We start from the raw sequence: 25,689 nt of genomic DNA on the forward strand, positions 1-25,689 counted from the left end.
TACTGGCGGGGTCTGACAATTTTGCGAAGCCGGGGGTCGGAGCCACTGTAGCCGAACACGTGTTCGAGCACACGTGACACTCCGAGCGGCCTGTCCGGCCTCGGTTTCAGCGTCGTTTCCCCGGAACTTCGAACGCGTCGCAGACCGCGAGCCAGACCTCCTTGGCGTCGATCCCGGCCTCCAGCGCCTGGTCGGCGGTGCGGCCCCCGAGCGACGACAGCACGTGGTCCTGGGCGATCATCTCGGCCCTGACCTGGCCGAACTCCCCCGCCATGAGTTTGCGGAACATGGTGATGCGCACCGCCAGACACTAACGAACGGGCCTGCGCAGCGACGCGAAGAGGCACACGACCAGCAGCGGCAGCGCGGTGAACCCGACGATCAGGCCGAGCGCCGCGTACGACCACGCCGTGACGACGATCCCCGCCACCGCTCCCCCGATGGCGCCGCCGGCGTTCATCACCAGATCGGACAGCCCCTGCGCCGCGGGCCGGTCCTCCACCCTCACCGACTCCGTCAGCAGCGCCGAGCCCGCCACCAGCCCGGCGGACCAGCCGAAACCGAGCAGCGCTAGCCCCACGGCGAGCTGCGGGGCGTCGTGCGAGGACGCCATCCCCGCGACCCCGGACGCCGCGACCACCAGCGACGCGCCGATCGCGAGCACCGGCACGCGGCCGAGCCGGTCCGCCATCCACCCGAACAGGGGACTCGCGGCGTACATGGCGGCGACGTGCAGGCTGATCACGACGCCGACCACGCGCAACGACGACCCGGCGTGGTTCATGTGCACCGGGGTCATCGACATCAGCCCGACCATCGCGGTGTGGCACAACATCACACCGACGAGTGCAAGTCGGGCCATCGGTCCGAGCGTTCCCCAGACCTTCAGGCCACCGGGAGTCGCACCGGAGCCTCCGGCGCAGTGCGGAGATTCAACCGGTCGTGTGCTTCTCACGACGACGAGCGGGTCCGGCCGCAGCCCGAACTGGATGACGAGCACGGCCACGACGAGCACCGCGGCCGCGAGCAGGAACGGCCCGGCACCCGCGGGCAGGCCGAGGACCGCGGCGGCGCGACCGGCGGGATCGGCGAGGTTGGGGCCGATGATCGCGCCGATCATGGCCGCCCACACCACGCGGGACAGTTCGCGCGCACGGCGATGTGGGTGCGCCAGGTCCGTCGCGGCATAACGAGCCGCGTAGTTGGCGCTGGAAGCACCGCCGAACAGGAGGAGTCCCAGCAGCAGCACCTGCCACGAGCCGAGGCCCACGGCGACAGCGGCGGTCAACGCGCCGAGACCGCCCATGCCGTAGCCGAGAACGAGCGCGGGCCGGCGCCCGCCGCGCTGGGCGAGCCGGGCTCCGGGCAGGGCGAGCAGTGCGGCCCCGGCGACGGCCGCGGTCTGCGCGAGCCCGCCGACGGCCTCGGACCCGGACAGCGACGCGGCGATCAGCGTGCTGAACGCGAGGCCGATCGTCACCGCCGCCGACCCGAGGACCTGGGTGCCGGTCAGCACGCGGACGACCTTGCGCTGCACGTGCTCCACCTGCGGCGCGGCAGTCACCATGATCACGATCGTGGCACGCCCGGCGGGCGCGCCGACAGGTCCATCAGGGGCGGTTACTCACCCGGTTGCACGGTCTTCTCGAAGAAGTCGGCCATTTCGTCCGGCTTGAGCTCGTCCGCGTTCTCCTCGGCGGTCTTGGTGAGGATGCCGAACATCGGGCGGCCCTTGGCGGTGAAGACGAGGACGCCGGTGCCGCTCGACGTGGCCGCGCGGTAGTCGCCCTCGAGGCCGTTGCCGGTCCAGTCGGCCTCGACGCGGTCGGTCTGGAACGACTTCGCGATGGCGTCGGCGTTGTTCTCGGCGCCGGTGACGCTGTCGGTGAGGATGTACTGCACCGCGTAGCCGTCGCGGATCGTGCAGCTCACGACGGTGCCCTTGATCTCCTCCATGCCGGTGATCTGCGCGGAGTCGGCCTTCTCGCAGCCGCCGCCGTCCGGCACGGTGCCCGCGAGCTGGCGCAGGCACTTCGTGAAGCCCTGGCCGTCCTGCGCGGTGTCGTCCTTGCACTCGTCCGCGCTCGGCAGGCTGGGGCCGGAGAACGCGAAGACAGCTCCGATGATGCCCGCCACCGCGAGGACCGCGGCGCCGGCGCCGATGAGGACCTTCTTGTTGTCCTTCTTCGGGGCCTGCTGCTGCGGGAAATTCATCGGGTAGCTGCCGCTGGTGTTCGGGTTCACCGGGTACGGCCCCGAGACCGGGTAGCTGCCGCTCGCCGAGTACGACCCGCTCACGTTCGGGTTCGGGTACGACCCGCTGACCACCGGGTTCGGGCCGCTGACGTTCGGGTTGCCCACCGGGTGCGGGCCGGTGACGGCGGGGCTGACCGGCGCGGTGACGACCGTGGGCGGCTCGACGGACTTGGGCTTGTCGTCCTCGGCCTTGAGCGTGATCGTCGCCTTGTCGACGACCTGCGCGCCGGAGGCGACGATGGTCTCCGGGTGGTCCGGGCTGGTCGGGACGATGCCGACCTTCTCCGCGATGATCTGCCTGACCAGCGGCATCCGGCAGGAGCCGCCGACGAGGTAGACGTGCTCGGGCGTGACACCGGCCTTGCGCACCGTCGAGATGACGACCTCGGCGCTGCGGATCAGGCTGGACCGGACGAGCGCCTCCAGCTCGTCGCGCGTGACGACGACCTTCTCGAACGGCTCCGGCATCAGCACCTCGACCTGGGGCAGCTCGGAGAGGTCCTCCTTGGCGAGGCGCAACTCCTCGCGCAGGCCCAGGCGGGCGCGGTGGTCGTCGACGGTGGTCGGGCGCAGCAGCCGCTGCCAGCCGGCCGGGTCCTTGTGCGAGACCATGCGGCCGATGTGCTCGAGCAGCGCCTGGTCGACGTCGAGACCGCCGACGTCGCTGAGGCTGCCGTCGGCGAGGATGCGGTGCTCGGAGTCGAGCACGGAGACGTCGAAGGTGTCGGCGCCGAAGTCGTAGACCGCGAGCGGGCGGCCGCCGCCGAGCGAGGCCACCGCGATCGCCTCGGGAACGGGCACGAGCTCGCCGGTCATGCCCGCGAGCCGCGCCGAGGACAGCAGCTTGTTGCGCCTGCTCGGACCCCATTCGGCCGGGTGGGTCAGGCGGATCTCGTCGAGCGCCGCGCCCATCAGCAGCGGTGTCACGGCCTCCATCACGCGCGCGTAGATGGCCGCGAGGGCGTCGTTGACGGGCAGGTTCCGCTCGCCGAGCTTGAGCGTGGCCTTGTCGATGTGGCGCTTCGGGTTCGGCTCGTAGCGCGACGGGTCCTGGCGCGACCGCCGGTCCGCCTCCCTGCCGACGAGCAGGGTGCCGTCCTCCTCGAGGTAGACGGACGAGGGCATCACGGGCCCTCCGTCCACGTCCACCACACCATGGCCGGACAGCACCGCAACCGTGTTGGCGGTGCCCAGGTCGACGGACAGGACGCGCACCGTGCTCCCCTCGAAGGACGTACTGCCGGTGATCGTGCCACAGGGGGCTCCGACGGGTGCTCGGACCTGCGTAATCAGAAATTGTCGGACCCCGGGGCCATGATGTTCTCCATGGACGTGATGGAGGCTTTCTCACCGGCGACCAGGCAGTGGTTCGCCGGGGCCTTCGCCGCGCCCACCCAGGCGCAGACAGGTGCGTGGGCGGCCGCGGCGGCGGGCGAGCACGCGCTGGTCATCGCCCCGACGGGCTCGGGCAAGACGCTGGCCGCGTTCCTGTGGGCGCTCGACCGGCTGGCCGCCTCCCCCGTGCCCGAGGAGCCGAAGCGGCGGTGCCGCGTGCTCTACGTGTCGCCGCTGAAGGCGCTGGCGGTGGACGTCGAGCGGAACCTGCGCGCTCCCCTGGCGGGCATCCGGCAGGCCGCGCACCGGCTCGGGCTCCCGGAACCGTCGATCGCGGTCGGCATGAGGACGGGTGACACGTCGCCGGAGGAACGGCGGGCCTTCGGGCGCACTCCCCCTGACGTGCTGGTCACGACGCCGGAGTCGTTGTTCCTGCTGCTCACGTCGTCGGCGCGCGAGTCGTTGCGCGGCGTGGAGACGGTGATCGTCGACGAGGTGCACGCGGTCGCGGGCACCAAACGCGGCGGGCACCTGGCGCTGTCACTCGAAAGGCTGGACGCGCTGCTGGAGCGGCCGGCGCAGCGGATCGGGCTGTCGGCGACGGTGCGGCCGGTCGAGGAGATCGGCACCTTCCTCGCCGGCGGGCGGCCGGTGTCGGTCGTGCAGCCGAAGACGCCCAAGACCATCCAGGTCGAGGTCGAGGTGCCGGTCGAGGACATGACGGTGCTCGGCCGGCCCACGGGCGAGGTGTCGGGTTCGGCCGCCGGCGCCGAGCAGCGCACCTCCATCTGGCCGTCGGTCGAGGCACGGGTGCTGGAACTGGTGCGCGCGCACCGGTCGACGATCGTCTTCGCGAACTCGCGGCGGCTCGCCGAACGGCTGACGGCGCGCCTCAACGAGCTCGCCGAGGAAGCCACCGAGCCGGAGTCCTTCCCCGCCGAGGCCATCGGCCAGGCGGGGATGACGGTGCAGAAGACCGCGTCGGTCGCCCGTGCCCACCACGGGTCGATGTCGCGGGAGCAGCGCACCGCCGTCGAGGAGGACCTGAAGTCCGGGCGGCTGCCGTGCGTGGTGGCGACGTCCTCGCTGGAGCTGGGCATCGACATGGGCGCGGTCGACCTGGTGGTGCAGGTGGAGGCGCCGCCGTCGGTCGCGTCCGGGCTGCAGCGCGTCGGCCGTGCGGGCCACCAGGTGGGCGCGGTCTCGCGGGGCGTCATGTTCCCGAAGTTCCGCGGCGACCTGGTGTCGTGCGCGGTGGTGGCGGAACGGATGCAGAACGGCGGGATCGAGGCCGTCCGGTTCCCGCGCAACCCGCTCGACGTGCTGGCGCAGCACGTCGTGGCGATGGTGGCGATGGAGACGTGGACGGTCGAGGACCTGACGGCGCTGGTGCGGCGGGCGGCGCCGTTCGCCGGGCTGCCGGACTCCGCGCTGAACGCGGTGCTGGACATGTTGTCCGGGCGGTACCCGTCCGAGGAGTTCGGCGAGCTGCGGCCGCGGATCACGTGGGACCGGGTGAACTCCGAGCTGCGCGGGCGTCCCGGGTCGCAGCGGCTCGCGGTCACCTCCGGCGGCACGATCCCCGACCGGGGGTTGTTCGCGGTCATGACGCCGCCGTCGGAGAACGGTCCGGGCTCGCGCGTCGGCGAGCTCGACGAGGAGATGGTCTACGAGTCCCGCGTCGGCGACACGTTCCTGCTCGGCACGTCGTCGTGGCGGGTCGAGGACATCACGCACGACCGGGTGATCGTGGTGCCCGCGCCGGGCCAGCCCGCGCGGATGCCGTTCTGGAAGGGCGACGCTCCCGGCCGCCCGCTCGAACTGGGCCGCGCGATGGGCAGGTTCCTCCGCGAGGTGTCCACCATGGACGACGCGGCGGCCAGGGAACGGGCGGCGTCCGCGGGCCTGGACGCGTGGGCGACGGACAACCTGCTCGCGTACCTGGCCGAGCAGCGCGAGGCCACGAGGCACGTCCCGAACGACAGGACCGTTCTGGTGGAACGGTTCCGCGACGAGCTGGGCGACTGGCGGCTCGTCGTGCACTCCCCCTTCGGTGCCCAGGTCAACGCGCCGTGGGCGCTGGCGATCGCCGCACGCCTGCGTGAGCGGCGCGGCGTCGAGGTGCAGGCCGCGCACTCCGACGACGGCATCGTGCTGCGGCTGCCCGACGCGCTCGACCACGACGGCGCGGAGGTCACGGCGAGCGCCGAGGACGTGCTGCTCGACCCGGAGGAGGTCGAGCAGATCGTGGTCGCGGAGGTGGGCGGCTCGGCGTTGTTCGCGGCCCGGTTCCGCGAGTGCGCCTCCCGGTCGCTGCTGCTGCCCCGCCGCGACCCGAAGCGCCGCACCCCGTTGTGGCAGCAGCGGCAGCGCTCGGCGCAGCTGCTGTCGGTGGCCGCGAAGTACGAGAGCTTCCCGGTGGTCCTGGAAGCGATGCGCGAGTGCCTGCAGGACGTCTACGACGTGCCCGGTCTCCGGGAGCTGATGGCGGACGTCCGCGCGCGCAAGGTGCGCGTGGTCGAGGTGGAGACGCCGTCTCCGTCGCCGTTCGCGCGCAGCCTGCTCTTCGGGTACGTGGGCATGTTCCTCTACGAGGCGGACACGCCGCTGGCGGAACGGCGGGCGGCCGCGCTGTCGCTCGACTCGACGCTGCTCGCGGAGCTGCTCGGCTCGGAGGCGATCCGCGAACTGCTCGACCCGGAGGTCGTGGCCGAGGTCGAGCTCAGCCTGCGGCGCCTGTCCGAGGACCGCCGCCCCCGCCACGCCGAGGACACGGCGGACCTGTTGCGGTTCCTGGGAGATCTGTCCGACGCCGAGGCGCTCGAACGCGGCGTGCCCCGCGAGTGGCTCGACGAACTGGTGGCCGAGCGCCGGGCGATCCGCGTCCGCATCGCCGGCGAGGAACGCACGATCGCGATCGAGGACGCGGGCCGGGTGCGGGACGCGCTCGGCGTCGCCCTGCCGGTCGGCGTCCCGGAGGCGTTCACCGAGCCGGTCGCGGATCCGCTGGGCGACCTGCTCAGCCGCTACGCCCGCACGCACGGGCCGTTCCCTGCCGCGGAACCCGCTTCCCGCTTCGGCCTGGGCGTGGCCGTGGTGACGGGTGTCCTGGAACGCATGGCCGCCACGGGCCGGTTGGTCCGCGGTGAGCTCCGTCCCGGCGGCACGCACACCGAGTACTGCGACGCGGACGTGCTGCGCCGACTGCGCCGTGCGTCGCTGGCCCGGCTGCGCTCCGAGGTGGAGCCGGTCGAACCCGCGGCGCTGGGCCGGTTCCTGCCGCAGTGGCACGGACTGGGCCGCCGGCTGCGTTCGGCGCCGACGGTCGACGACGTGTTCTCGGTCGTGGAACAGCTCGCCGGAGCGCCCCTTCCGGCCAGTGCGCTGGAGTCGCTGCTCCTGCCCGCGCGGCTGCCGGGCTACTACCCGGCGCTGCTGGACGAGCTGACGGCGTCCGGGGAGGTGACGTGGACGGGGTGCGGCGCACTGGCCGGTGGCGACGGCTGGGTCGCCCTCGCCCCGACCGACGTGGCCGACCTGCTGCTGCCGGACCTGGTGCCGGAGTCGATCCCGGAGTCTCCGCTGCACACCGCCGTGCTGGAGGCGTTGTCCGGCGGGGCGCTGTTCTTCCGGCAGGTCGTCGACAGGGCGTCGGTGTCCGTGACGTGCACGGACAAGGAGGTCGTCGGCACCCTGTGGGACCTGGTGTGGACAGGACTGGTCACGAACGACACCTTGTCGCCTTTGCGCGCGCTGGTGTCCGGTGGCGGTGCGGCCCACAAGGCTCGCCGCAGCGCACCGCGCGGCCGCTACACCCGGCTGCGCGCCGCACGCCCGGACATGCCGTCCCGCACGGGCCCGCCGACCGCCGCCGGTCGCTGGTCGCTGGCGGTGCGACCGGCGGAGGACCCGACCCGCCGGGCCCACGCCCGCGCCGAGGCCTTCCTGGAACGTCACGGCGTGCTGACCAGGGGCGCCCTGGACACCGAGCGCGTGACGGGCGGCTTCAGCGGCGTCTACAAGGTGCTGCGGGCCATGGAGGAGTCGGGCCAGGTCATCCGCGGTTACGTCGTCGAGGGCCTGGGCGCCGCCCAGTTCGCGGCGCGGGGCGCGGTGGACCGGCTGCGGGCGTTGTCCCGCCCTCCCGGCCAGCCGCTGCAGAACGACCAGGCCGCGGTGGTGCTCGCCGCGGCAGACCCCGCCCAGCCCTACGGAGCCGCTCTGGCGTGGCCGGATCCGCTCGGCGAGGGCAAGCACAGGCCGGCGCGCAAGGCCGGCGCGCTGGCGGTGCTCGTCGACGGCACCCCGGCGCTCTACGTGGAGAGAGGAGGCAAGTCGCTGCTGTCGTTCACCGACGACGATCCGACCCTGCGCATCGCCGCGAACGCCCTGAGCAGGGCGGTCCGCGACGGCTGGCTGGGCCAGCTGGCGGTCCAGCGAGCCGACGGCGAGGTCGCACTCACCTCGCACCTGGCGACGGTCCTGCAGGAGGCCGGTTTCCGCGCCACACCGAAGGGTCTGCGCCTGCGCGCCTGACCCGTGGACCGGGTTCGCGGTCCACGGGGCGCCACGCGACGCCGCACCTGTTGGTGCGGGGTGGCGTGTGTGGTGGTGCGGAGTGGCGTGTCGGCCGCTCGAAGCCGACGGGTCCGGAGTTGGCGTGCCTGGTCTGACGCAACGGTCTTGGCAACCCGAGGTCGCACACGGTTTCGCGCCGGGTTCGCGTCGCCGAGGTTCGCGTCGCCGAGGTCTGCATTGCCGAGATTTGCGTCGCCCGCGCGATCACCGTGACAGCCAGCCCCAGCCGGAGCCGGACCGCGGGACGCGCGCCCGTCCGGCGGCTCCGGGACGAGGCGTCGCCGCACCCGGTCGGGAACCGGACCGCGGTGGTCCGGTGCCCCGAGGTCAGGCCGGGAAGAGCGAGCTGTAGGCGTTCAGCGCCGGCTGCCCGCCGAGGTGCGCGTAGAGGACCGTGGAGTCGCGGCTGATCTCGCCGGACGACACGAGGTGGATGAGGCCCGCGAGGGACTTCCCCTCGTAGACCGGGTCGGTGATCATGCCTTCGAGGCTCGCCCCGAGGCGCATGGCCTCCACAGTGGACTCGTCGGCGATGCCGTAGGTGCCGGCGTGGAAGCGGTCGTCGAGGAGGACGTCCTCTTCGGACACCGTGACCTCGCGGAGCTTCGCGGTGTTGTGCGCGATGCGGGTGATCTGGGCGAGGGTCTCGGCGGGCTTGGCCGAGGCGTCGATGCCGAGCACGCGGCGGTGGGTGTCGTTCGCGAAGCCCGCGACCATGCCCGCCTGGGTGCTGCCGGTGACCGAGCAGACGATGACCGTGTCGAAGAAGACGCCGAGCTGTTCCTCCTGCTGGCGGACCTCATCGGCCCACGAGGCGAAGCCCATGCCGCCCAGCGGGTGGTCGGAGGCGCCGGCGGGGATCGGGTACGGCTTGCCGCCGGAGGCGCGGACCTCCTCGATCGCCTGTTCCCAGGCGGGTTTGACGCCGATGCCGAACTCGGCGTCCACGAGGCGGACGTCGGCTCCCATCATGCGGCTGAGCAGGATGTTGCCGACGCGGTCGCTGCCGACGTCGGACCACTCGACCCAGCTCTCCTGCACCAGCACGGCCTTCAGGCCCGCCCGCGCGGCGGCGGCCGCGACCTGGCGGGTGTGGTTGGACTGGATGCCGCCGATCGACACGAGGGTGTCGCAGCCGGTGGCGAGCGCGTCGGCGACGAGGTACTCGAGCTTGCGGGTCTTGTTGCCGCCGTAGGCGAGGCCGGAGTTGCAGTCCTCGCGCTTCGCCCAGACCGCGGCGCCACCGAGGTGGGCCGTCAGGCGGTCGAGGCGGTGGACGGGCGAAGGGCCGAAGAGCAGCGGGAATCTGTTCACAGTTCCTCCTTGAGGGTGCCCCAGTTCTCATCGACCAGGAGCGAGGCCTGTTCGTGGTCGCCTCGTTCGCACGCCTCGATGATCCGGTCGTGCTGCGCGACCGAGTGGCGGGCCTGCGGTGAGGAGAACCGGCTGTGCTCGGCGCGGCGGACCAGGGGTGTGTAGCGGTCGATGGTCGCGGCGACGGCGAAGTTGCCGCAGCGGTGGACGGCCACCGCGTGGAACTCGTCGTCGGCGGCCAGTGCCGCGACGGCGTCGTTGGCGTCGAGCGCCTTCTTGAAGGCCTCGTTCGCCGCGCGCATCGCGGCGATGTCCTCGGCCGGCATCTCCCGGAGGACGGCGATGCCCACGGCGAGGGAGTGCATCGTCTGCACGACGACGAGCGCGTCGAGCACGGGCTCGGCTTCCAGCGCGGTGACGCGCGTGTACGCGTGCGGCTTGGTCTCGACGAGGCCCTCATCGGTCAGGGTCGCGAGCGCCTCGCGCACCGGCGTGCGGGACAGGCCGAGCCGCTCCGCCAGTTCGACGTCCTTGATGGGCGTGCCCGGCTGGAGGTCGCCGCGCACGATCGCCGAGCGGATCTCGGCGGCGGCACGCTCCTTCAACGACCCATATCCAATATATTGCATATCGGGAGAGTAGGTCCGAGACCGGATGATCGCAACCTAGGGTGGATGACATGGCGATGCGCGACATCCGACTCTTCGGCGACCCGGTGCTGACGAGCCCCGCCGACCCGGTGACGCGGTTCGACCGCAACCTCGAAGCACTGGTCGCGGACCTGCTCGACACGGTCGAGCCGGACGGGCGCGCCGGGCTCGCGGCGCCGCAGATCGGCGTCGGGCTGCGGGCGTTCAGCTACGACGTGCCGGAGAAGGGCGGCCGCCGGCGCGGGTACGTGATCAACCCGGAGATCGTGGAGCTGTCCGAGGAGACCCAGGACGGCGGCGAGGGATGCCTGTCGGTGCCGGGACTGGCGTATCCGACCGTGCGCGCACAGGAGGCCGTCGTGCGCGGTGTCGATCTGCGCAACGAACCGGTCGTCGTGCGCGGGAGCGGGTTGATGGCTCGCTGCCTGCAGCACGAGACCGATCACCTGGACGGGAAGCTGTACCTGTCCCGCCTCACGCCCGAGTTGCGGCGCAAGGCGATGCGCGCGGCACGGGAGTCGGACTGGTTCTGAACCGGGGCGGTGAGGCGGCCTAGAAGGGCAGGGTCCGGCCGAGCACCGCGAACGGGCGCGGGTCACCGGTGAACTGGTAGTGCCTCAACACGTCCAGGAAGCCGACGCGGCGGTAGAGCTTCCACGCCTTGCTGGGGCCTTCGGGCGTGGACAGCAGCACGCGCGAGGACTTCACGCCCTCCATGAGCCCGCGCAGCAGGTCCTCACCGAGGCCACGGCCCTGGGCGCGCGGCAGCACGTGCAGTTCGGTCAGCTCGAAGTAGTCGGAGAGCCATTCGTCGACGACCGCGGGCGGCGAGACCTGCATCAGCCCGCGCCGCACCTGCTCGTGCCACCACTGGCCGGACGCGCCGCGGTAGCCGTAGCCGATGCCGACGAGCTCGTCCTGCTCCCCCAGCGCGACGACGCAGCGCCAGTCCTCGCGCATCATGTGCGCGAGCCACATCGGGGCGCGCTGCTCGACGGTGCCGGGCGGGTAGTTCATCGCCGTCACGTACAGCGCGAGCGCTTCGCCCAGCCGTGCGTTGAGCTCGGTGGTGGTCAGCTCGACGATGCGCTCCACGCGCGGCGAGGCCGTCATGCCGACACCACCGCTGCGCGGCCGCCCGTCAGGGCGACGAGGTCCGCGAAGGTCGTGGGGTAGACGGCGTGCGGGTGACCCGCGGCCGCCCAGATCTCCTCGTAGCCGGACAGCGCCTCGTCCACGAGGGTCTCGATCGGCGCCGGGTGCCCGACCGGCGACACCCCGCCGATCACCTGACCCGTGTGCTCGCGGACGAACTCCGGGTCGGCGCGCTTCACGGCGTCCGCTCCGACCAGTTCGGCGACCAATGACGTGTCCGCGCGGTGGGCGCCCGACGTCAGCACCAGCAACGGTGCCGCCTCGCCGTCGCGCACCGCGGCGAACAGCAGGCTGTTCGCGATCGCGCCCACCGGCACACCGACCGCCTCGGCCGCGGCCGCCGCGGTCCGCACGGCGTCCGGCAGTACGACGATGCGTTCTGCGGTGGCGGGCGGCAGGGCTTCCGCCACTTTGCGGATTCCGGGGTGTTCGAGCGCGCTCACGCCATCAATCAGACCACGACTCACGCCCACGTGGTGGGGCGGGTTGAGGAATCCATCGGCCGGGAGCTAGGCTGGTGGGGACTCGAACATGTGTTCGAGTCGCACCATGCCTCGGAGGTGGGGTGGGGGAAGCACCCCACCTCCGAGAGCCGCCGGCTTCCCCTCGGCGGTGGACGTCGTCGACCGACGCCACGAGGAGGCCGAGATGACAGCTGAGATTTCGAGTCCGGCAGCCTTCCCCGTTCCGTTGCCCCCCGCGTCCGCGCTCACCCTGCTGCAGCAGGCCCGCGACTCGCTCGCCGAGTCGGAGCGCACGCCCGAACCCCCCGAGCGGTTCGCGACCGCCTACCTCGCCGCGTTGCGGGCCGCCGCCGCGGTGCTCGCTCTGCGTGGACGGCCTCACCGCGGGCGTTCGCGGCCGACCAGCGCCTGGGTGCTGCTGTCCGCGATCGCGCCGGAGATGGGCGAGTGGGCCGCGTTCTTCGCGTCGTGGTCGTCCACACGGGCCGCTGTGCTCGCCGGGATCACCCGGCACGTCAACGCGCGCACAGCCGACGATCTGGTTCGTCAGACCACTCTGTTCGTGATGCTCGTCGACCGTGTGATGAGCGAGGCGAAGCGGTGAACTTGCTCGACGTTTTGCGCCGTGAGGCGGATCTGCTCGCCATGTCCGCGATCGGCCAGCCTCCGCACAAAGGTGTGCCTGCCTGTCCCGGGCTGAACCTCGGGGAGACCGTGCGGCACATCGGCAGCGGCTACCGCAGTGCGCTGGCCTGGATCAGGCTCGGCCGCGAGCCCGTGGACGGCGAGTGGCAGGACCACCCGGAACCGGGAGAGGACCCGCTGGACTTCATGCGGTCGGGCGCGGAGGCCGTGATCGCGGAACTCGAAGCGCACGACGAGGACGAGCCGTGCGCTTCGTGGTGGCCCGAGCAGCAGACCTACGGGTTCTGGCGGCGACGGCTCGCGCACGAGACGACGGTGCACCGCATGGACGTCCAGGGCGCCGCCGGCATGGAGGTGGGCGCCGTCACCGACGAGGTCGCGGTCGACGGCGTCGACGAGGTGCTCACGTTGTGGCTGGGGCACAAGCTGGACGTGCTCGGGGTGCGGGGCTCGCGCGACAGCCTCGTCACCGTCCAGGTCGAGGACGACCTGTGGCTCACGCGCTGCGGCCCGCAGGGCGCGTCGGCGTGGCGCGTGGCCGACCCGGAGGACGCCCACTCCGCCGACGCGCAGGTGTCGGCGAGCCCGATGACGATGTACCGCTGGTTGTGGGGACGGCTGCCCGACCGGATGGTCGAGGTGGTCGGCGACCACGACGCGATCGCGCAGCTGTGGGCGCTACTCCGTCTCGCGACCAAGTAGGACGGACGTGGTCTCCTCGCCCGTTGCCGACAGCAGGCGGTAACGGGCCTGGCGGCCGTTGAAGTCCAGCAGTGCCACGGAGTTCCCGAAGTGCGGGCCGCTGGTCTTGCGCCAGTGCACCAGGTCCTCGGGCACGCCGACCATCGTCGCGAGGCGGCGGAACACCTTCGAGGCCGCGCGCGACCACGACAGCCGGAACGCCGGGCGCAGCACCCTCGGCGCCTCGTTGTGGATGGGCGAGCACACGAGCTGCGCGACCACGGCCTTGGTGGGCCGGGGGAACTCGGCCTCGGCGACGTAGCTGTGGTGGACGTCGCCCGACAGCACGCACACCGTGGCGGCACCGTTGCCGGCGGCCTTCTCGATCATGCGGGAGAGCCTGTCGAACGACTCGCGGAACGCGGGCCAGTGCTCCAGGTCGACCGCCTGCCGGATGGCCTCGGCGGCCTTGCCCTGCCAGCCCGGCTTGTTCGCGCCGATCTCGTTGATGGACTGGACGTGGCTGAGGGCGTGCGGCATCAGCCACGGCAGCGACGAGCCGATCAGCAGGTGGTCGTACTCGCCGTCGTTCTCGCTGGTGTTGCGCTCGATCCACTCGAACTCGTCGTCGTTGACCATCTGCCGCCTGCCCTCTTCGAGGATGCGGCCGGAACGCGTGTCGACCATGAGCAGCCGGGCCCGGCCGAAGTCGCGGCGGAAGCTCCACCACGTCGACTTGCGGCCCTCGTTCTCCCTGTCCGCCGCCTCCGCGAAGTCCAGCAGCATCGGCAGCACGTCCGTGCCCTGCGCCTTCACCTTGGCGTACAGGGAACTCTTCGCGAGCTCGTCCGGGCTGAGGTTGCCCAGGTGCTGGTAGACCCAGTACGAGGAGATGGCGCCGCGGATCCTGTCGCGCCACCACGGCTTTTCCGCCATCTGCGCGCGCCACACCGCGGAGGTGTTCCAGTCGTCGCGCACGTCGTGGTCGTCGAAGATCATCGCCGTCGGCACGACCGACAGCAGCCAGCGGATCTCGGGGTCGCCCCAGGTCTCGTGGTAGAGGTGGGCGTACTCGCCGAAGTGCACGACCTCGCCGTCGGGCTCATCCGTGTCGCGCCTGCGGTCGCGCAGCCACTGCTTCGTGGACTCGGTGGGTTCGTCGGCGTAGACCTGGTCCCCGAGCAGGATCATCGCCTGCGGCCACTCCTCCTCCGGGGCGGCCATGAGCCGTTGCGCGAACGCGTCGAGCGCGTCCGGGCCGAGCGGCTGGTCGGGTGCGGCGCGGCACGACCCGAAGGCGATCCGGCGGACCTGCCCGGTGCGGATGACCGGCTTCGGGAAGTCGCTGCCCGGTTCCGGCCAGACTTTCTGGCCGTCCAGTTCGACGTCGTACTCGGTGCGGGGACCGAGGTTCTCGAGACGGACGAGCGCGTAGTGCTGGTCGCCCACCTGGAACGTGCGCGCCGAGCCCCCGGCGATCTTCACCTCGCAGGAGGCGTCCGTCTCGACCCACACCGTCGCGGACGTTTCGTCGACATATCTCAGGAGGGGTCCGAGCACCAGCTTCGCCACGCGCGAGACAGTACCCTCGCACGGGTGGAAATCACGTTCGAGGCGGCGGATCCGTCCTCCCTCGCCGCCTTCTGGTCGGAGTTCGCCGGCGACGAGGTCGAGCTGACGTTCGTGTGGAGCGACGCTCCCAAGATCGAGAAGAACCGGGTCCACCTCGACCTGGCGTCGTCCTCGGCCGAACACCAGGCGGACATCGTCGCGCGCGCGGTCAAGCTCGGCGCCGAGCTCGCCGACATCGGCCAGACCGACGTGCCGTGGGTGGTGCTGCGCGATCCGCAGGGCAACGAGTTCTGCGTCCTGGAGCCCCGGCCCGAGTACTCCGGCGTGATCGCGGCCGTCGTCGTCGACTCGCCCGACCCGCTGGCGTCGGCCCGGGCGACCGGGCACCCGGTGGTGCGCAGCGGGGACGGGTTCGCCTCGGTGCGGCCGGAGCCCGGACCGTGGCTCGAGTTCGTGCGGACCGACGACCCGGAGCCGATCACGAACCGCGTGCGCGTGCGATGGGCGGACCCTGCCTGATCGACGGGCACCTGGCCCGCGCCAAGCGATAGCCGATATATCAGTTATGCAAAAGACGTTTGCGGACGTCCGCAAACGTCTTTTGCACAAGGACGCGTTGATGCAGCTCAGAGCCCTTGCAACGAGGTGTGCGTCAGAGGGCGGCCAACCGTTCACGAAGGGTGTCGAGGCCCATCGCGCCCATCTCCAGGGCCTCCTTGTGGAAGCGCTTGAGGTCGAAGTCGGCGCCCTTGCGGGTCCGCGCGTCCTCGCGGGCGGCGAGCCAGAGGCGCTCGCCGATCTTGTACGCGGGGGCTTGGCCTGGCCAGCCGAGGTAGCGGTCGATCTCGTCGCGGACGTGCGCCGGTTCGGAGAGGGTCCGGGTCAGCATGAACTCCAGCCCGAGCTCGGGCGTCCAGCGCTCGCCGGGGTGGAAGCCGGTGCCGGCGGGGATCTCCAGCTCGAGGTGCATGCCGATGTCGATGATGACGCGGGCCGCGCGGAACAGGTGCGCGTCGAGCATGCCGAGCAGGTCGCCGTCGTCGTCGAGGTAGCCGAGCTCGCGCATGAGGCGTTCCGCGTAGAGCGCCCAGCCCTCGCCGTGGCCCGACACCCAGCACATGAGGCGCTGGAAGTCGTTCAGCGTCTCCGACTGGTACACCGCCGTCGCGCACTGGAGGTGGTGGCCCGGGACGCCCTCGTGGTAGACGGTCGAGGTCTCGCGCCAGGTCGGGAACACCGTCTTGCCCTCGGCGATCGACCACCACATGCGGCCGGGACGGGAGAAGTCGGCGGTCGGTGACGTGTAGTAGGCGCCGACGGCACCGCCGGGCGGGGCGATCCTGCACTCGAGGTTCATCAGGGCGTCGGGCAGGTCGAAGTGCACGTCGCGCAGGTCGAGCAGGGCCTTGTCGGACAGCTCCTGCATCCACGTCTGCAGGCCGTCCTGGCCGTGCACCTGGTAGCGCGGGTTCTCGTCGAGGTACGCCGCGGTCTCCGCGAGCGAGGCGCCCGGCTTGAGCCGCGCGGCCACCTCCTTCATCTCGGCCTCGATGCCGAGGAACTCCTCCCAGCCCCACGCGTAGGCCTCGGCGAGGTCGAGGCGCGAGCCGGTGAAGTAGCGGGAGCCGAGGCGGTAGCGCTCCTCGCCGACGGCGTCCTTCTCGGGTGCCTGCGGGGCCAGCGTCGTGCGGAGGAAGGAGGCGAAGTCGGCGTACGCGGCGGCAGCGGCGGTGGCGCCGGCGTCGAGAGAGGAGCGCAACGAACCGTCGACGTTCGCGGAAGCCGCGAACGGGCCGAAGAAGGTCGTGGCGAAGGTGTCGCACTGCTTGGCGACCTGGGTGACCTGGCGGATCGCGGAGACCTGACCGCGGGAGGCGGCGCGTGAGAGAGAGGCGCGCAGACCGTCCAGAGCGGCGGGCACGGCGGCGAGGCGTCGTCCGATCGTGGCCCAGTCTTCGGGCGTGTCGGTCGGCATCTGGTCGAAGATGTCGCGCACGGACTGGATCGGGCTCGCGATGACGTTCAGCGAGGACTCGGTCTCCCCGGCCTCGTACAGCTCGTGCTCGAGGCCCGTCCGCTCCAGGAAGACGGCCTTGGCCGCTTCTTCGGAGGCGTCGGCGGGCTGTGCGGCGGTGACGGCGGCGAGGGCGCGGACGGCGAGTTCGTCGCGTGCCGCGTGTCCTTCCGGGGAGAGGTCCGTCAGCTGGTCGTCGTGTCCCGCGAAGCCCAGGCTGGTGGCCGCGATGGGGTCCAGCGCGACGTAGTCGCTGACGAACTTGTTGCTGATCTCGTGCACGGATGACATGCGCCGAAACGCTACAGCGCCCTCTTCCACTCGAAAAGGTAGTTAGTCAAGCTCACGACCATCGGGGGGACTGCGTCGTGCCCGCCGTGCTGGCAGGATGGCCGCCGTGCGTCGATCCCGGGCACTGCTGGTGCCGGTCTTCCTGCTGCTCACCCTGTTTTCGTTGAGCGGATGCGTTCGCGTGTACGCGGCCATGGCCGTGTCCGACGACGACCGCATCTCGGGCGAGATCATCGCGGCCACACCTCCCACGCAGGACAACGATCCCGGCCCCCAGCTCGAGGTTCCGCCGGAGCTCGCGAGCCGGGTCACCACCAAGCCGTACCGGGTGGAGTCGTACACGGGCACGCAGCTGTTCTTCAACGGGCTGTCGTTCGACGAGATGCGGACGCTGTCGTCGTCGACGAGCTCGTCGAACAGCCGCTACAGCCTGAACTTCCGCCGGTCGGGTGATCTTGTGACGCTCTCCGGGTCGGTCGACCTGACCCAGGTGCCCGTGGAACGGGCCGACATCCAGGTCAAGGTCAGCTTCCCCGGCAAGGTCGTGAACACCAACGGCCGCGAGGAGGAGAACAACACGATCGCGTGGTCCCCGAAGCCCGGTCAGGCCTCCATGCTGCAGGCCACCGTGCAGTACGCGGGTGAGAACTCCAGCTCGTTCGTCGGCTGGGCGTTGCTGGTCGCCGGGCTCACCGGCGGTGCCGCGCTGGTCGTCGTCGTCCTCGCGCTCATCGCGCACAGGCGCAGCACCGTCGCCTAAGCGCGGGTGACCAGCCCCAGGCGCCCCAGCACCTCACGCGTCGCCTTGGCCCTGTTCATCGTGTAGAAGTGCAGCGCGGGAACGCCCTCGTCGAGCAGCCGCCGGCACATCTCGGTCGCGATGTCGATGCCCGTCGCGCGGAACCCGGCGACGTCGTCGGCGTACGGCTCCAGCCGGCGCGAGACCTCCGGTGGCAGGTCGGCGCCGGACAGCTCCACGATCTTGGACAGCCCGCGCGGCGACAGCATCGGCATGATCCCCGGCAGGATCGCCGCGTCGCAGCCCGCCGCCGCCACCCTGTCGCGCAGCCGCAGGAACGGCTCCGGCGCGTGGAACAGCTGGGCCACCGCGTAGTCCGCGCCCGCGTTCAGCTTGCGCAGCAGGAACTTCAGGTCGGTGTCGAGGTCGGCCGAGCGCGGGTGCCCGTACGGGAACGCCGCCACGCCCACGCAGAAGTCGCCGAGCTCGCGGACGAGCCGCACCAGTTCGTCCGCGTAGTTCAGGCCCTCGGGGTGCGCGACCCACTCGCCCATCGGGTCGCCGGGAGGGTCGCCGCGCAGCGCGAGGACGTTGCGCACGCCGATCGCCGCGTACCAGCCGATGACGTTGCGCAGTTCGGCGACCGAGTGGTCGACGGCGGTGAGGTGCGCGACGGGGAGCAGCGTCGTCTCCTGCGCGATGCGGCCGGTGGCGCGGATCGTGCGGTCGCGGCGCGACCCGCCGGCGCCGTAGGTGATCGACACGAACGCCGGGTCGAGGCCTTCCAGCTCGCGGACGGCCTTCCAGAGGACCTTCTCGTCCTCCGCGTCTCGCGGTGGCAGGAACTCCACCGAGAACTTGGGTGACTCTCCCTGGAGCCGCTCCACCACCGACGTCATGGGGTCAACCCTAATGGTACTTCCGAGGAGTGGGACACCCGCTCACCATGTGGTACGCCGCCCCGACATGCGCGTGGTGCCGGACACAGCGGACCATGGACGTGTGTCCCACCACCCCATCGACGTGGCGCTGCCCCAGCACGTCGAAGAAGCGCTGACCACGTACCTGGCCTCCCGGCGCGCGTCCGGCAAGGCGATGGACCCGAGCTTCGCGAGCGCGGTCGACGCGCTGTCGGACTTCGTGCTGGGCGGGGGCAAGCGCATCCGCCCGACCTATGCGTGGTGGGGCTGGCGCGCGGCCGGCGGTGACCCGTACGGCGACCTCGCGGAGGAGGTCCTCACGGCGGTCAGCTCGCTGGAGCTGATCCAGGCGTGCGCGCTGATCCACGACGACCTGATGGACGCCTCCTCGGTGCGCCGGGGCAAGCCGACGGTGCACATCACGTTCGGCGCGCGGCACCGCGAGCAGGGCTGGCTCGGTTCGGCGGAGCGGTTCGGCATGTCGGCGGCCGTCCTGATCGGCGACGTCGCCCTGGCGTGGGCGGACGACATGCTCTTCGCGGCCGGGCTGCCGGCGGAGGTGCTGCGGCGCATGAGCGAGCCGTGGCGGGACATGCGCACCGAGATGCTCGCCGGCCAGTACCTCGACGTGCTGACGCAGGCGCGGGGCGACTCGTCCCCGGACGCGGCGCTGCGCATCGACCGGCTCAAGACCGCCGCGTACACCGTCGAACGGCCGCTGCACATGGGCGCCGCGATGGCGGGCGGCTCGCCGGAGCTCGTCGACGGGCTGCGCGCGTTCGGCGCCGACATCGGCGTCGCGTTCCAGCTGCGCGACGACCTGCTCGGCGTGTTCGGCGATCCGGAGGTCACCGGCAAGCCCGCCGGTGACGACCTCGCCGAGGGCAAGCGCACGCTGCTCGTGGCTTTGGGTATGCAGTACGGCGCCGATGTGCTGGACTTCGCCTTGGGCAAGCCCGACCTCGACCTCGACACCGTCGAGGAGGTCCGCCGCGCGCTCGTGAAGGTCGGCGCCGTCGACGCCGTCGAGGAGCGCATCGAGGAGCTGACGAAGAGCGCGCTGGCCGCCCTCGACGCGGCCGGGGTGGCCGAACCGGCCGCGACCAAGCTCGCCGGCCTCGCGATCAGCTCGACGAAGCGGACCTTCTGAGACGATCATGTCGTCCGGTTCCCGGGAGTCGATTGACTCCTCGTGACCGTGTGGGCCGTTGCCTGCTGACGCTTCCGCGCGTTGTGCAACGATGTTCGGGCGATGGCAGCAACTCCGTCCCTCCCCCGAACGAGCTCCGAGGTGTCTCCGCAGGAGCTTCAACCAGTCGTGCGCGCGAACACCTACGCCATCCCCATCCGCACGACCATGCTCGGTCTGCTGGGCGTGGCGCTGATCGCGCTCGGGGGCATGGGTGCCGGGGCGATCCTCGAGCGCGACCCGCTGCTCGCCCAGGTCGGGCTGAGCTGGCTGCGCTACGGCCACGGCCGCGACCTCGCAAGCATGGTCCTGTACCTGGGGCTGGGGCTCGTCATCTGGGCGTGGATCCGGCTCGGCCGCCTCGTGCGGTGGGGTGAGATCGGCGACTTCGCCGTGCTGGTCGCGGTGACGGTGTGGACGTTGCCGCTGCTGTTCGCGCCGCCGTTGTTCAGCAAGGACATCTACAGCTACCTCGCGCAGGGGCAGCTGGCGCTGAGCGGCTACGACCCCTACACGGTCGGGCCCGCGGTGCTGCAGAGCACGCTGAGCGAGAACGTCAGCTGGGTGTGGCAGCACACGCCCGCGCCGTACGGGCCGTTGTTCATCCTGGTCGCCAAGGCGATCGTGTGGATCACGGACGCGAGCGTCATCCTCGGCGTCGTCGCCATGCGCTTCTCGCTCGCCGGCGGCCTGGTGCTGCTGTGCTGGGCGCTGCCGGGCCTGAGCAGGCACCTGGGCGGGAAGTCGGCGATCGCGCTGTGGCTGGTCGCCGCCAACCCGCTGGTGCTGATCCACCTGATCGGCGGCGCGCACAACGACCTGCTGATGATCGGCCTCATGGCCGCCGGCGTGCTGCTGGTGCTCGACCGCAGGCACGTGCTCGGCTTCGTGCTGCTCGCCCTCGCGTTCTCGGTGAAGGCGACGGCGGTCGTGGTCGTGCCGTTCCTCGTCTGGATCTGGGCGGCGCGGCTCGACGGCGACAAGCGGACCCAGTTCCGCAAGGCCCTGGTCCCGGGTCTGATCGCGTTCCTCGGGACGTTCGCCGCGTGCACGGTGGTCGCGGGCGTGACGCTCGGCTGGATCCCGGCGCTGCGCAGCTCGTCGATGATCATCAACTGGCTGTCGGTGCCGAGCGCGGTCGGCGACTTCGTGCGGATGGTCGTCAACTGGTTCGTCTACGTCGACGGCGGCATCTTCCTCGGCGTCGCGCGGGGCATCGGTTCCCTGGTGCTGGTCTGGATCGCGTACACGCAGTGGTGGGCGGCCCGTGACGGTGAGGTGCGCGACGCGATCCGCCGCGGCGCGCTCACGATGCTGGCCGTCGCGCTGCTGTCGCCCGCGACGCTGCCCTGGTACTTCAGCTGGCCGCTGGCGCTGGCCGCCGGGTTCGCGTGGACTACGGGCGCCCTGGTCGCGGTGACGGTCGCGTCGCTGTTCCTGCTGCTGGTGACGTTCCCGAACGGCGACACGGCGCTGTACTCGTGGGGCTACCTGTTCTTCGCGCTGGTGGTGTCGGGCCTCGCGGCGCGGTCGCTGGTGAAGCCGGACCCGTTCGGCCTGTCCACCCGCTACGAATGAGCCCCGTGGACGTCCTCGGGCTCGTCGGCTGCGAGGTGCCGTGGCGGCGGGCGCTGCTCGCGTGCGCCCTGCCCGTGGCGACGAGATGAGCCCCGCCTTAGACCACGACCACTGCGGCGATGTTCGACGTCGCGGGGGCGTCGATGGTGAACGTCGCGTTCGGCTGGCAGTTGAGGCCCAGAGTCTTGGTGATCAAGTGCGCGGGCTCACGGGTTCCGGGCGTCTCGCGCTCGGCGAGACGCCCGGAACCGCTGCAACGGGTGAACTAGAAGCCCATGGCCTGAGCGCGGCGCTTTACCTCACGCCCACGGTCTCCGCGCAATGCTTCGATCGGAGTGCCGGGGAGGCTGTCGTCCTCCGTGAACAGCCAGCGCAGGATCTCCTCCGTGGAGAAGTTCTGGTCGCGCAGCACCGTGATGGTGCCGGGCAGACCCTTCACCACGGTTCCGGCGGCGAGGAAAGCCTCGGGAACGACGAGAACGCCGTTCCGCCGCTCGGCGAGCAGTTGCCCGTCGCGCAGCATTTGGTGGACCCGGGTGACCGGAAGTCCCATTCGGTCGGCCACCTCGGGGAGGCCGAGGACCTCCAGGTCGGCAGCCAGTACATCCGCAGCGGCAGGAATCGCACTCACGGGGGTCACGATGCCATAACCGAACTGGGAACGCCCTTCCGCCAACCGGGTCATCCTGAGCTTTACCATCTCGCACTGTGGAGAGGTCGGTTTCGAACGTGATGGGTGGACTGCTGGAGCAGCGCTACCGGGTGGACTCCGTGCTCGCACGGGGTGGCATGTCCACCGTCTATCGAGGTCGTGACACCCGCCTCGATCGCGATGTCGCCATCAAGGTGATGGATCCTCACCTGACCGCCGACCCCGCTTTCGTGGCGCGCTTCGTGCGCGAGGCGCGTGCCGCGGCCCAGCTGCATCACCCGGCCGTGGTGTCCGTGCACGACCAGGGCGTCGACGGTGACCAGGTGTTCCTGGTGATGGAGCTGATCGACGGCGGCAACCTCCGCGACCTGCTCAACCAGCGCGGCAAGCTCGCTCCGGCGGTGGCGCTGAGCGTCCTCGGGCCGGTGCTGTCGGCGTTGGGCGCCGCGCACCGCGCAGGGCTCGTGCACCGGGACGTGAAGCCGGAAAACGTGCTGATCGGGCCCGGTGGCCAGGTGAAGGTGGCGGACTTCGGACTGGCTCGCGCGATCGCCGGGAACGGCGTCACGAGCGACAGCGAGATCCTGGGCACCGTCGCCTATCTTTCACCCGAACAGGTGGAGACGGGCGCCGCGGACGCGCGCAGTGACGTCTACTCGGCCGGCATCGTGCTCTACGAGATGCTGACGGGCCAGGCGCCCTACCGCGGCGACACGGCCATCTCCGTCGCCTACCAGCACGTGAACTCCGACGTCCCCTCCGTGCCGGACGTCCCTCTGGCCCTCGACACGCTCGTGCGCAAGGCGACGCGGCGCGACGCGGCGCTGCGCCCGGCGAACGCCGACGCGTTCCTGGCCGAGCTGGAGCGCGTGGGCGCGGACCTCGGTCTCACGCCGCAGCCGGTGCCCGTGCCCGGCACGGCGCCGGAGAACGACAGGACCGTCGTCATGCGGCCCGTTCCCGTCGCGGTCGGCGCCACCCCTCCGTCCGTGGCCGCCGAGGCGACGAGGCCCGCCGTGCCGAAGCCGGCGGCGCACGCGGCGATGACCACGGTCAGCACCGGCCCGCCGACTCCGCCTCCCGGTGTGGCCGCGACGCGCACGATGCAGCGTCCCGAACCGCCACGGCGCCGTCCTCCGCAGAAGAAGAAGCCCAAGGTCGACCCGGTCGTGGAGGAGCGCAAGCGCCGCAAGAAGCTCTTCACCATCTGGGGTGCCGTGGCGGGCGTGCTGGTGCTGCTCATCGGCGTGTTCTTCTACTACGTCTCGGCCGGCCGCTACACGACGATGCCCGCGGTGACGGGCCTGACCGAGCAGAACGCGGTGTCGCTGATCCAGCAGGCGGACCTCGCGGCGCAGGTCGAGAAGGTGCCGTCCAACGACGTGCCGCCCGGCACGGTCATCAGCTCCGACCCCGGCCCGAACACCGAGCTGCGCAAGAGCCAGGCCGTCAAGCTCGTCGTGTCGCGCGGCAAGCCCGTGGTGCCGTTCATCACCGTAGGTGCCGAGGTGGAGGCCGCGACCAAGGAGATCCAGGCGGCGGGCCTGAAGGCCGTCAAGGACCCCGCGAAGGACGCGTTCCACGACACGGTGCCGATCGGCAAGGTCGTCGGCCTCGACCCGCGTCCCGGCACGGCGCTCAACCTCGACAGCCCGGTGACGCTCGTGCTGAGCAAGGGTCCGTCGCCGCGCACCCCGGTGCCGAACGTGACGGGCAAGACGAAGGACGAGGCGTTCGCGGAGCTGCAGCGCGCCGGTCTGGAGCCGGTCGAGGCGGGCGGTGACGACGCCGCCGAGAACGACCAGTCGCGCGTGGTGCGGACCGACCCGGCCGCGGGCACGGTGCTGGAGGGGACGGGCAACAAGCGCGTCACCGTGTTCTTCCAGAACAACCGCGAGGTCGAGGTGCCCGAGGTGACGCGGCTGAAGGTCCGCGAGGCCAAGGAGCAGCTCGAACGGGCCGGCCTGCGCGTGAAGGTCGAGTTCAACAAGAGCAACAACGCGACCGTCGTGAACCAGTCGATCCCGCCGCGCACGCGGGTGAAGCGAGGAACCGAGATCACGATCGTCGGCCTTTGACCAGGGCAAAGCGAAGGGCCCCGCGTTCTCGACGCGGGGCCCTTCGTTCTACAGCCTGTCTTCGGCAACTCGTCAGGAGCGCAGCATCTCGGCGACGAGGAACGCGAGCTCGAGCGACTGCTGGGTGTTCAGGCGCGGGTCGCACGCCGTCTCGTAGCGGCCGGCCAGGTCGTCGTCGGAGATCTCCTGGGCGCCGCCGAGGCACTCGGTGACGTCCTCACCGGTGAGCTCGATGTGGATGCCGGCCGGGGTGCGTGCCGAGGCGGCGGTGCACCTCGAAGAAGCCCTGGACCTCGTCGACGATGCGGTCGAAGTGCCGGGTCTTGTAGCCGGTGGACGACTCGTGGGTGTTGCCGTGCATCGGGTCGCACTGCCAGATGACCTTGTGGCCGCTGGCCTCGACCTTCTCCACGATCGCGGGCAGCACGTCGCGCACCTTCTGGTTGCCCATGCGCGAGATGAGCGTCAGACGACCCGGTTCGTTGCGCGGGTCGAGGCGCTCGACGTACTCGACGGCCATCTCCGGCGACGTCGACGGCCCGATCTTCAGACCGATCGGGTTCGCCAGCATCTCGGCGAACGCGATGTGCGCGCCGTCGAGCTGACGGGTGCGCTCACCGATCCACACGAAGTGCGACGACAGGTCGTACAGCTTCGGCTGGTCGCCGGTGGTGTCCAGGCGCAGCAGCGCGCGCTCGTAGTCCAGCAGCAGCGCCTCGTGCGAGGCGAAGATCTCCGTGCCGTGCAGCGACTGGTCGGTGACGCCGCACGCCGACATGAACTTCAGGCCGCGGTCGATCTCGCCGGCCAGGGCCTCGTAGCGCTCGCCCGCGGGCGAGGTGCGCACGAAGTCGCGGTTCCAGTCGTGCACCCGGTGCAGGTCCGCCAGACCCGCGCCGGTCAGCGCCCGCAGCAGGTTCATGGCCGCGCCCGCGTTGGCGTAGGCGCGGATCATGCGACCCGGGTCGGGAACACGGGCCTCGGGCGTGGCGACCAGGGAGTTGATGATGTCGCCGCGGTAGGACGGCAGACCCAGCGCGTCGATGTTGGACGAACGCGGCTTGGCGTACTGGCCGGCGATGCGGCCGACCTTCACCACGGGCAGGCTCGCACCGTAGGTCAGCACCACGGCCATCTGCAGCAGGGTCCGGATGTTCGCGCGGATGTGCGGCTCGGTGTTGTCGGCGAACGTCTCCGCGCAGTCACCGCCCTGCAGCAGAAACGCCTCACCGTTCGCGACCTGCGCCAGTTGCGTGTGCAGCCGGTCGATCTCGGCGGGCACGGTGATCGGCGGCACGCTCTCGAGCACGGTCCGCACACGACGCACCTGTTCGGCGTCAGGCCATTCGGGCTGCTGGGCAGCCGGACGCGACAGGGCGTCGTCCAGGCGCTTGCGCATCTCGGGAGGCAGCGGCGGAAGCTCGGGAAGCGTGTCGATGGGCACGTCCACGGTCCAGTTCACGCTGCTCATCCTAGTTGTCCCACACTGAGAGACCCTGCCGGGCCCGTCAGCTCCGCGAGGGATCTTCCGCCATCGGCCAGGCGCCGGTCAGGCCCAGGTCAGCTCCCCCGCGGGCA

The 25,689-nt window shown here is 71.3% G+C and carries 20 protein-coding genes and 1 pseudogene; 9 read left to right on the plus strand and 12 right to left on the minus strand.

The genetic code is table 11. The annotated features are described in order from the left end of the window. Nucleotides 1–106: 106 nt before the first annotated feature. The 3 genes from L6E10_RS29495 to L6E10_RS29505 are packed head-to-tail and all read right to left on the minus strand — an operon-like array spanning nucleotide 107 to nucleotide 3,471. Nucleotides 107–301: a DUF3046 domain-containing protein gene (locus tag L6E10_RS29495; RefSeq protein WP_236223430.1), complete on the minus strand. Its 195-nt coding sequence runs from the start codon at nucleotides 299–301 to the stop codon at nucleotides 107–109. Between the two features lie 9 nt (nucleotides 302–310). Continuing rightward, entirely contained in the window at nucleotides 311–1,567 is a 1,257-nt protein-coding gene (locus L6E10_RS29500) for an MFS transporter (protein WP_236223431.1), read from the minus strand. 53 nt (nucleotides 1,568–1,620) lie between these two features. Continuing rightward, on the minus strand, nucleotides 1,621–3,471 hold the full coding sequence (locus L6E10_RS29505) for an Hsp70 family protein (RefSeq protein WP_236223432.1): 1,851 nt from the start codon (nucleotides 3,469–3,471) through the stop codon (nucleotides 1,621–1,623). A 111-nt stretch (nucleotides 3,472–3,582) separates the two neighbouring features. Here L6E10_RS29505 and L6E10_RS29510 point away from each other — a divergent pair, with 111 nt between their 5' ends. Continuing rightward, complete coding sequence (locus L6E10_RS29510; protein WP_374237574.1) at nucleotides 3,583–8,127, plus strand: ATP-dependent helicase; 4,545 nt, start codon at nucleotides 3,583–3,585, stop codon at nucleotides 8,125–8,127. Nucleotides 8,128–8,496: 369 nt separating this feature from the next. Here L6E10_RS29510 and L6E10_RS29515 read toward each other — a convergent pair whose 3' ends face one another. After that, on the minus strand, nucleotides 8,497–9,483 hold the full coding sequence (locus tag L6E10_RS29515; RefSeq protein ID WP_236223433.1) for a 1-aminocyclopropane-1-carboxylate deaminase: 987 nt from the start codon (nucleotides 9,481–9,483) through the stop codon (nucleotides 8,497–8,499). Further along, nucleotides 9,480–10,088 carry a GntR family transcriptional regulator gene (locus L6E10_RS29520; RefSeq protein ID WP_236223434.1) on the minus strand — a complete coding sequence of 203 codons (609 nt, stop codon included), beginning with the start codon at nucleotides 10,086–10,088 and terminating at the stop codon, nucleotides 9,480–9,482. Before L6E10_RS29520 ends, L6E10_RS29515 begins: the two co-directional genes overlap by 4 nt. 74 nt (nucleotides 10,089–10,162) lie before the next feature. Here L6E10_RS29520 and def point away from each other — a divergent pair, with 74 nt between their 5' ends. Further along, nucleotides 10,163–10,666 carry a peptide deformylase gene (def, locus tag L6E10_RS29525; RefSeq protein WP_236223435.1) on the plus strand — a complete coding sequence of 168 codons (504 nt, stop codon included), beginning with the start codon at nucleotides 10,163–10,165 and terminating at the stop codon, nucleotides 10,664–10,666. 19 nt (nucleotides 10,667–10,685) lie between these two features. Here the strand turns inward: def and L6E10_RS29530 are convergent, their stop codons facing one another. Both L6E10_RS29530 and L6E10_RS29535 read right to left on the minus strand, forming a co-directional pair. Beyond that, nucleotides 10,686–11,246: a GNAT family N-acetyltransferase gene (locus L6E10_RS29530; protein ID WP_236223436.1), complete on the minus strand. Its 561-nt coding sequence runs from the start codon at nucleotides 11,244–11,246 to the stop codon at nucleotides 10,686–10,688. Beyond that, nucleotides 11,243–11,731, minus strand: coding sequence for a YbaK/EbsC family protein (locus tag L6E10_RS29535; protein ID WP_236223437.1), 489 nt, complete (start codon nucleotides 11,729–11,731; stop codon nucleotides 11,243–11,245). Before L6E10_RS29535 ends, L6E10_RS29530 begins: the two co-directional genes overlap by 4 nt. Before the next feature lie 205 nt (nucleotides 11,732–11,936). Between L6E10_RS29535 and L6E10_RS29540 the strand changes: the two genes are divergently transcribed. Together L6E10_RS29540 and L6E10_RS29545 are read left to right on the plus strand one after the other, a co-directional pair. Then, nucleotides 11,937–12,356 (plus strand): SAV_6107 family HEPN domain-containing protein, encoded by a 420-nt coding sequence (locus tag L6E10_RS29540; RefSeq protein ID WP_090102845.1) that lies wholly within the window; start codon nucleotides 11,937–11,939, stop codon nucleotides 12,354–12,356. Further along, entirely contained in the window at nucleotides 12,353–13,099 is a 747-nt protein-coding gene (locus tag L6E10_RS29545) for a maleylpyruvate isomerase family mycothiol-dependent enzyme (RefSeq protein WP_236223438.1), read from the plus strand. The genes L6E10_RS29540 and L6E10_RS29545 overlap by 4 nt, the downstream gene beginning before the upstream one ends. Here the strand turns inward: L6E10_RS29545 and L6E10_RS29550 are convergent. After that, nucleotides 13,076–14,650, minus strand: a complete 1,575-nt coding sequence (locus tag L6E10_RS29550) for an alkaline phosphatase D family protein (RefSeq protein WP_236223439.1) — start codon at nucleotides 14,648–14,650, stop codon at nucleotides 13,076–13,078. The genes L6E10_RS29545 and L6E10_RS29550 overlap by 24 nt on opposite strands. Nucleotides 14,651–14,674: 24 nt before the next feature. Here L6E10_RS29550 and L6E10_RS29555 point away from each other — a divergent pair, with 24 nt between their 5' ends. After that, complete coding sequence (locus tag L6E10_RS29555) at nucleotides 14,675–15,169, plus strand: VOC family protein (RefSeq protein WP_236223440.1); 495 nt, start codon at nucleotides 14,675–14,677, stop codon at nucleotides 15,167–15,169. Nucleotides 15,170–15,302: 133 nt separating this feature from the next. On the opposite strand, the gene L6E10_RS29560 is transcribed toward L6E10_RS29555, so the two are convergent. Further along, entirely contained in the window at nucleotides 15,303–16,955 is a 1,653-nt protein-coding gene (locus L6E10_RS29560) for a DUF885 domain-containing protein (protein ID WP_236223441.1), read from the minus strand. A gap of 97 nt (nucleotides 16,956–17,052) precedes the next feature. Here L6E10_RS29560 and L6E10_RS29565 point away from each other — a divergent pair, with 97 nt between their 5' ends. Continuing rightward, a complete protein-coding gene (locus L6E10_RS29565; protein ID WP_236223442.1) occupies nucleotides 17,053–17,715 on the plus strand; it encodes a DUF3153 domain-containing protein in 663 nt (220 codons plus the stop codon). Here L6E10_RS29565 and metF read toward each other — a convergent pair. Beyond that, nucleotides 17,712–18,593, minus strand: a complete 882-nt coding sequence (gene metF / locus L6E10_RS29570) for a methylenetetrahydrofolate reductase [NAD(P)H] (protein ID WP_090102804.1) — start codon at nucleotides 18,591–18,593, stop codon at nucleotides 17,712–17,714. The two genes, L6E10_RS29565 and metF, sit on opposite strands and share 4 nt — an antisense overlap. A gap of 67 nt (nucleotides 18,594–18,660) precedes the next feature. On the opposite strand from metF, the gene L6E10_RS29575 reads away from it, so the two are divergent. Both L6E10_RS29575 and mptB read left to right on the plus strand, forming a co-directional pair. After that, on the plus strand, nucleotides 18,661–19,764 hold the full coding sequence (locus tag L6E10_RS29575) for a polyprenyl synthetase family protein (protein ID WP_236223443.1): 1,104 nt from the start codon (nucleotides 18,661–18,663) through the stop codon (nucleotides 19,762–19,764). A 168-nt stretch (nucleotides 19,765–19,932) separates the two neighbouring features. Then, the gene (gene mptB / locus L6E10_RS29580; protein ID WP_236223444.1) at nucleotides 19,933–21,381 is read left to right on the plus strand and encodes a polyprenol phosphomannose-dependent alpha 1,6 mannosyltransferase MptB; all 1,449 of its coding nucleotides are present in this window, start codon (nucleotides 19,933–19,935) and stop codon (nucleotides 21,379–21,381) included. Between the two features lie 265 nt (nucleotides 21,382–21,646). Here the strand turns inward: mptB and L6E10_RS29585 are convergent, their stop codons facing one another. Then, nucleotides 21,647–22,012 (minus strand): Rv2175c family DNA-binding protein, encoded by a 366-nt coding sequence (locus tag L6E10_RS29585; protein ID WP_236223445.1) that lies wholly within the window; start codon nucleotides 22,010–22,012, stop codon nucleotides 21,647–21,649. A gap of 77 nt (nucleotides 22,013–22,089) precedes the next feature. Between L6E10_RS29585 and pknB the strand changes: the two genes are divergently transcribed. After that, nucleotides 22,090–24,111 (plus strand): Stk1 family PASTA domain-containing Ser/Thr kinase, encoded by a 2,022-nt coding sequence (gene pknB / locus L6E10_RS29590; protein WP_236223446.1) that lies wholly within the window; start codon nucleotides 22,090–22,092, stop codon nucleotides 24,109–24,111. A 72-nt stretch (nucleotides 24,112–24,183) separates the two neighbouring features. On the opposite strand, the pseudogene L6E10_RS29595 reads toward pknB, so the two are convergent. Next, a pseudogene (locus tag L6E10_RS29595) lies at nucleotides 24,184–25,573 on the minus strand (class II 3-deoxy-7-phosphoheptulonate synthase). Between the last annotated feature and the right edge of the window lie 116 nt (nucleotides 25,574–25,689).

It is taken from the genome of Lentzea sp. CC55 (genome assembly GCF_021056325.1).
Classification (GTDB): domain Bacteria; phylum Actinomycetota; class Actinomycetes; order Mycobacteriales; family Pseudonocardiaceae; genus Lentzea; species Lentzea jiangxiensis.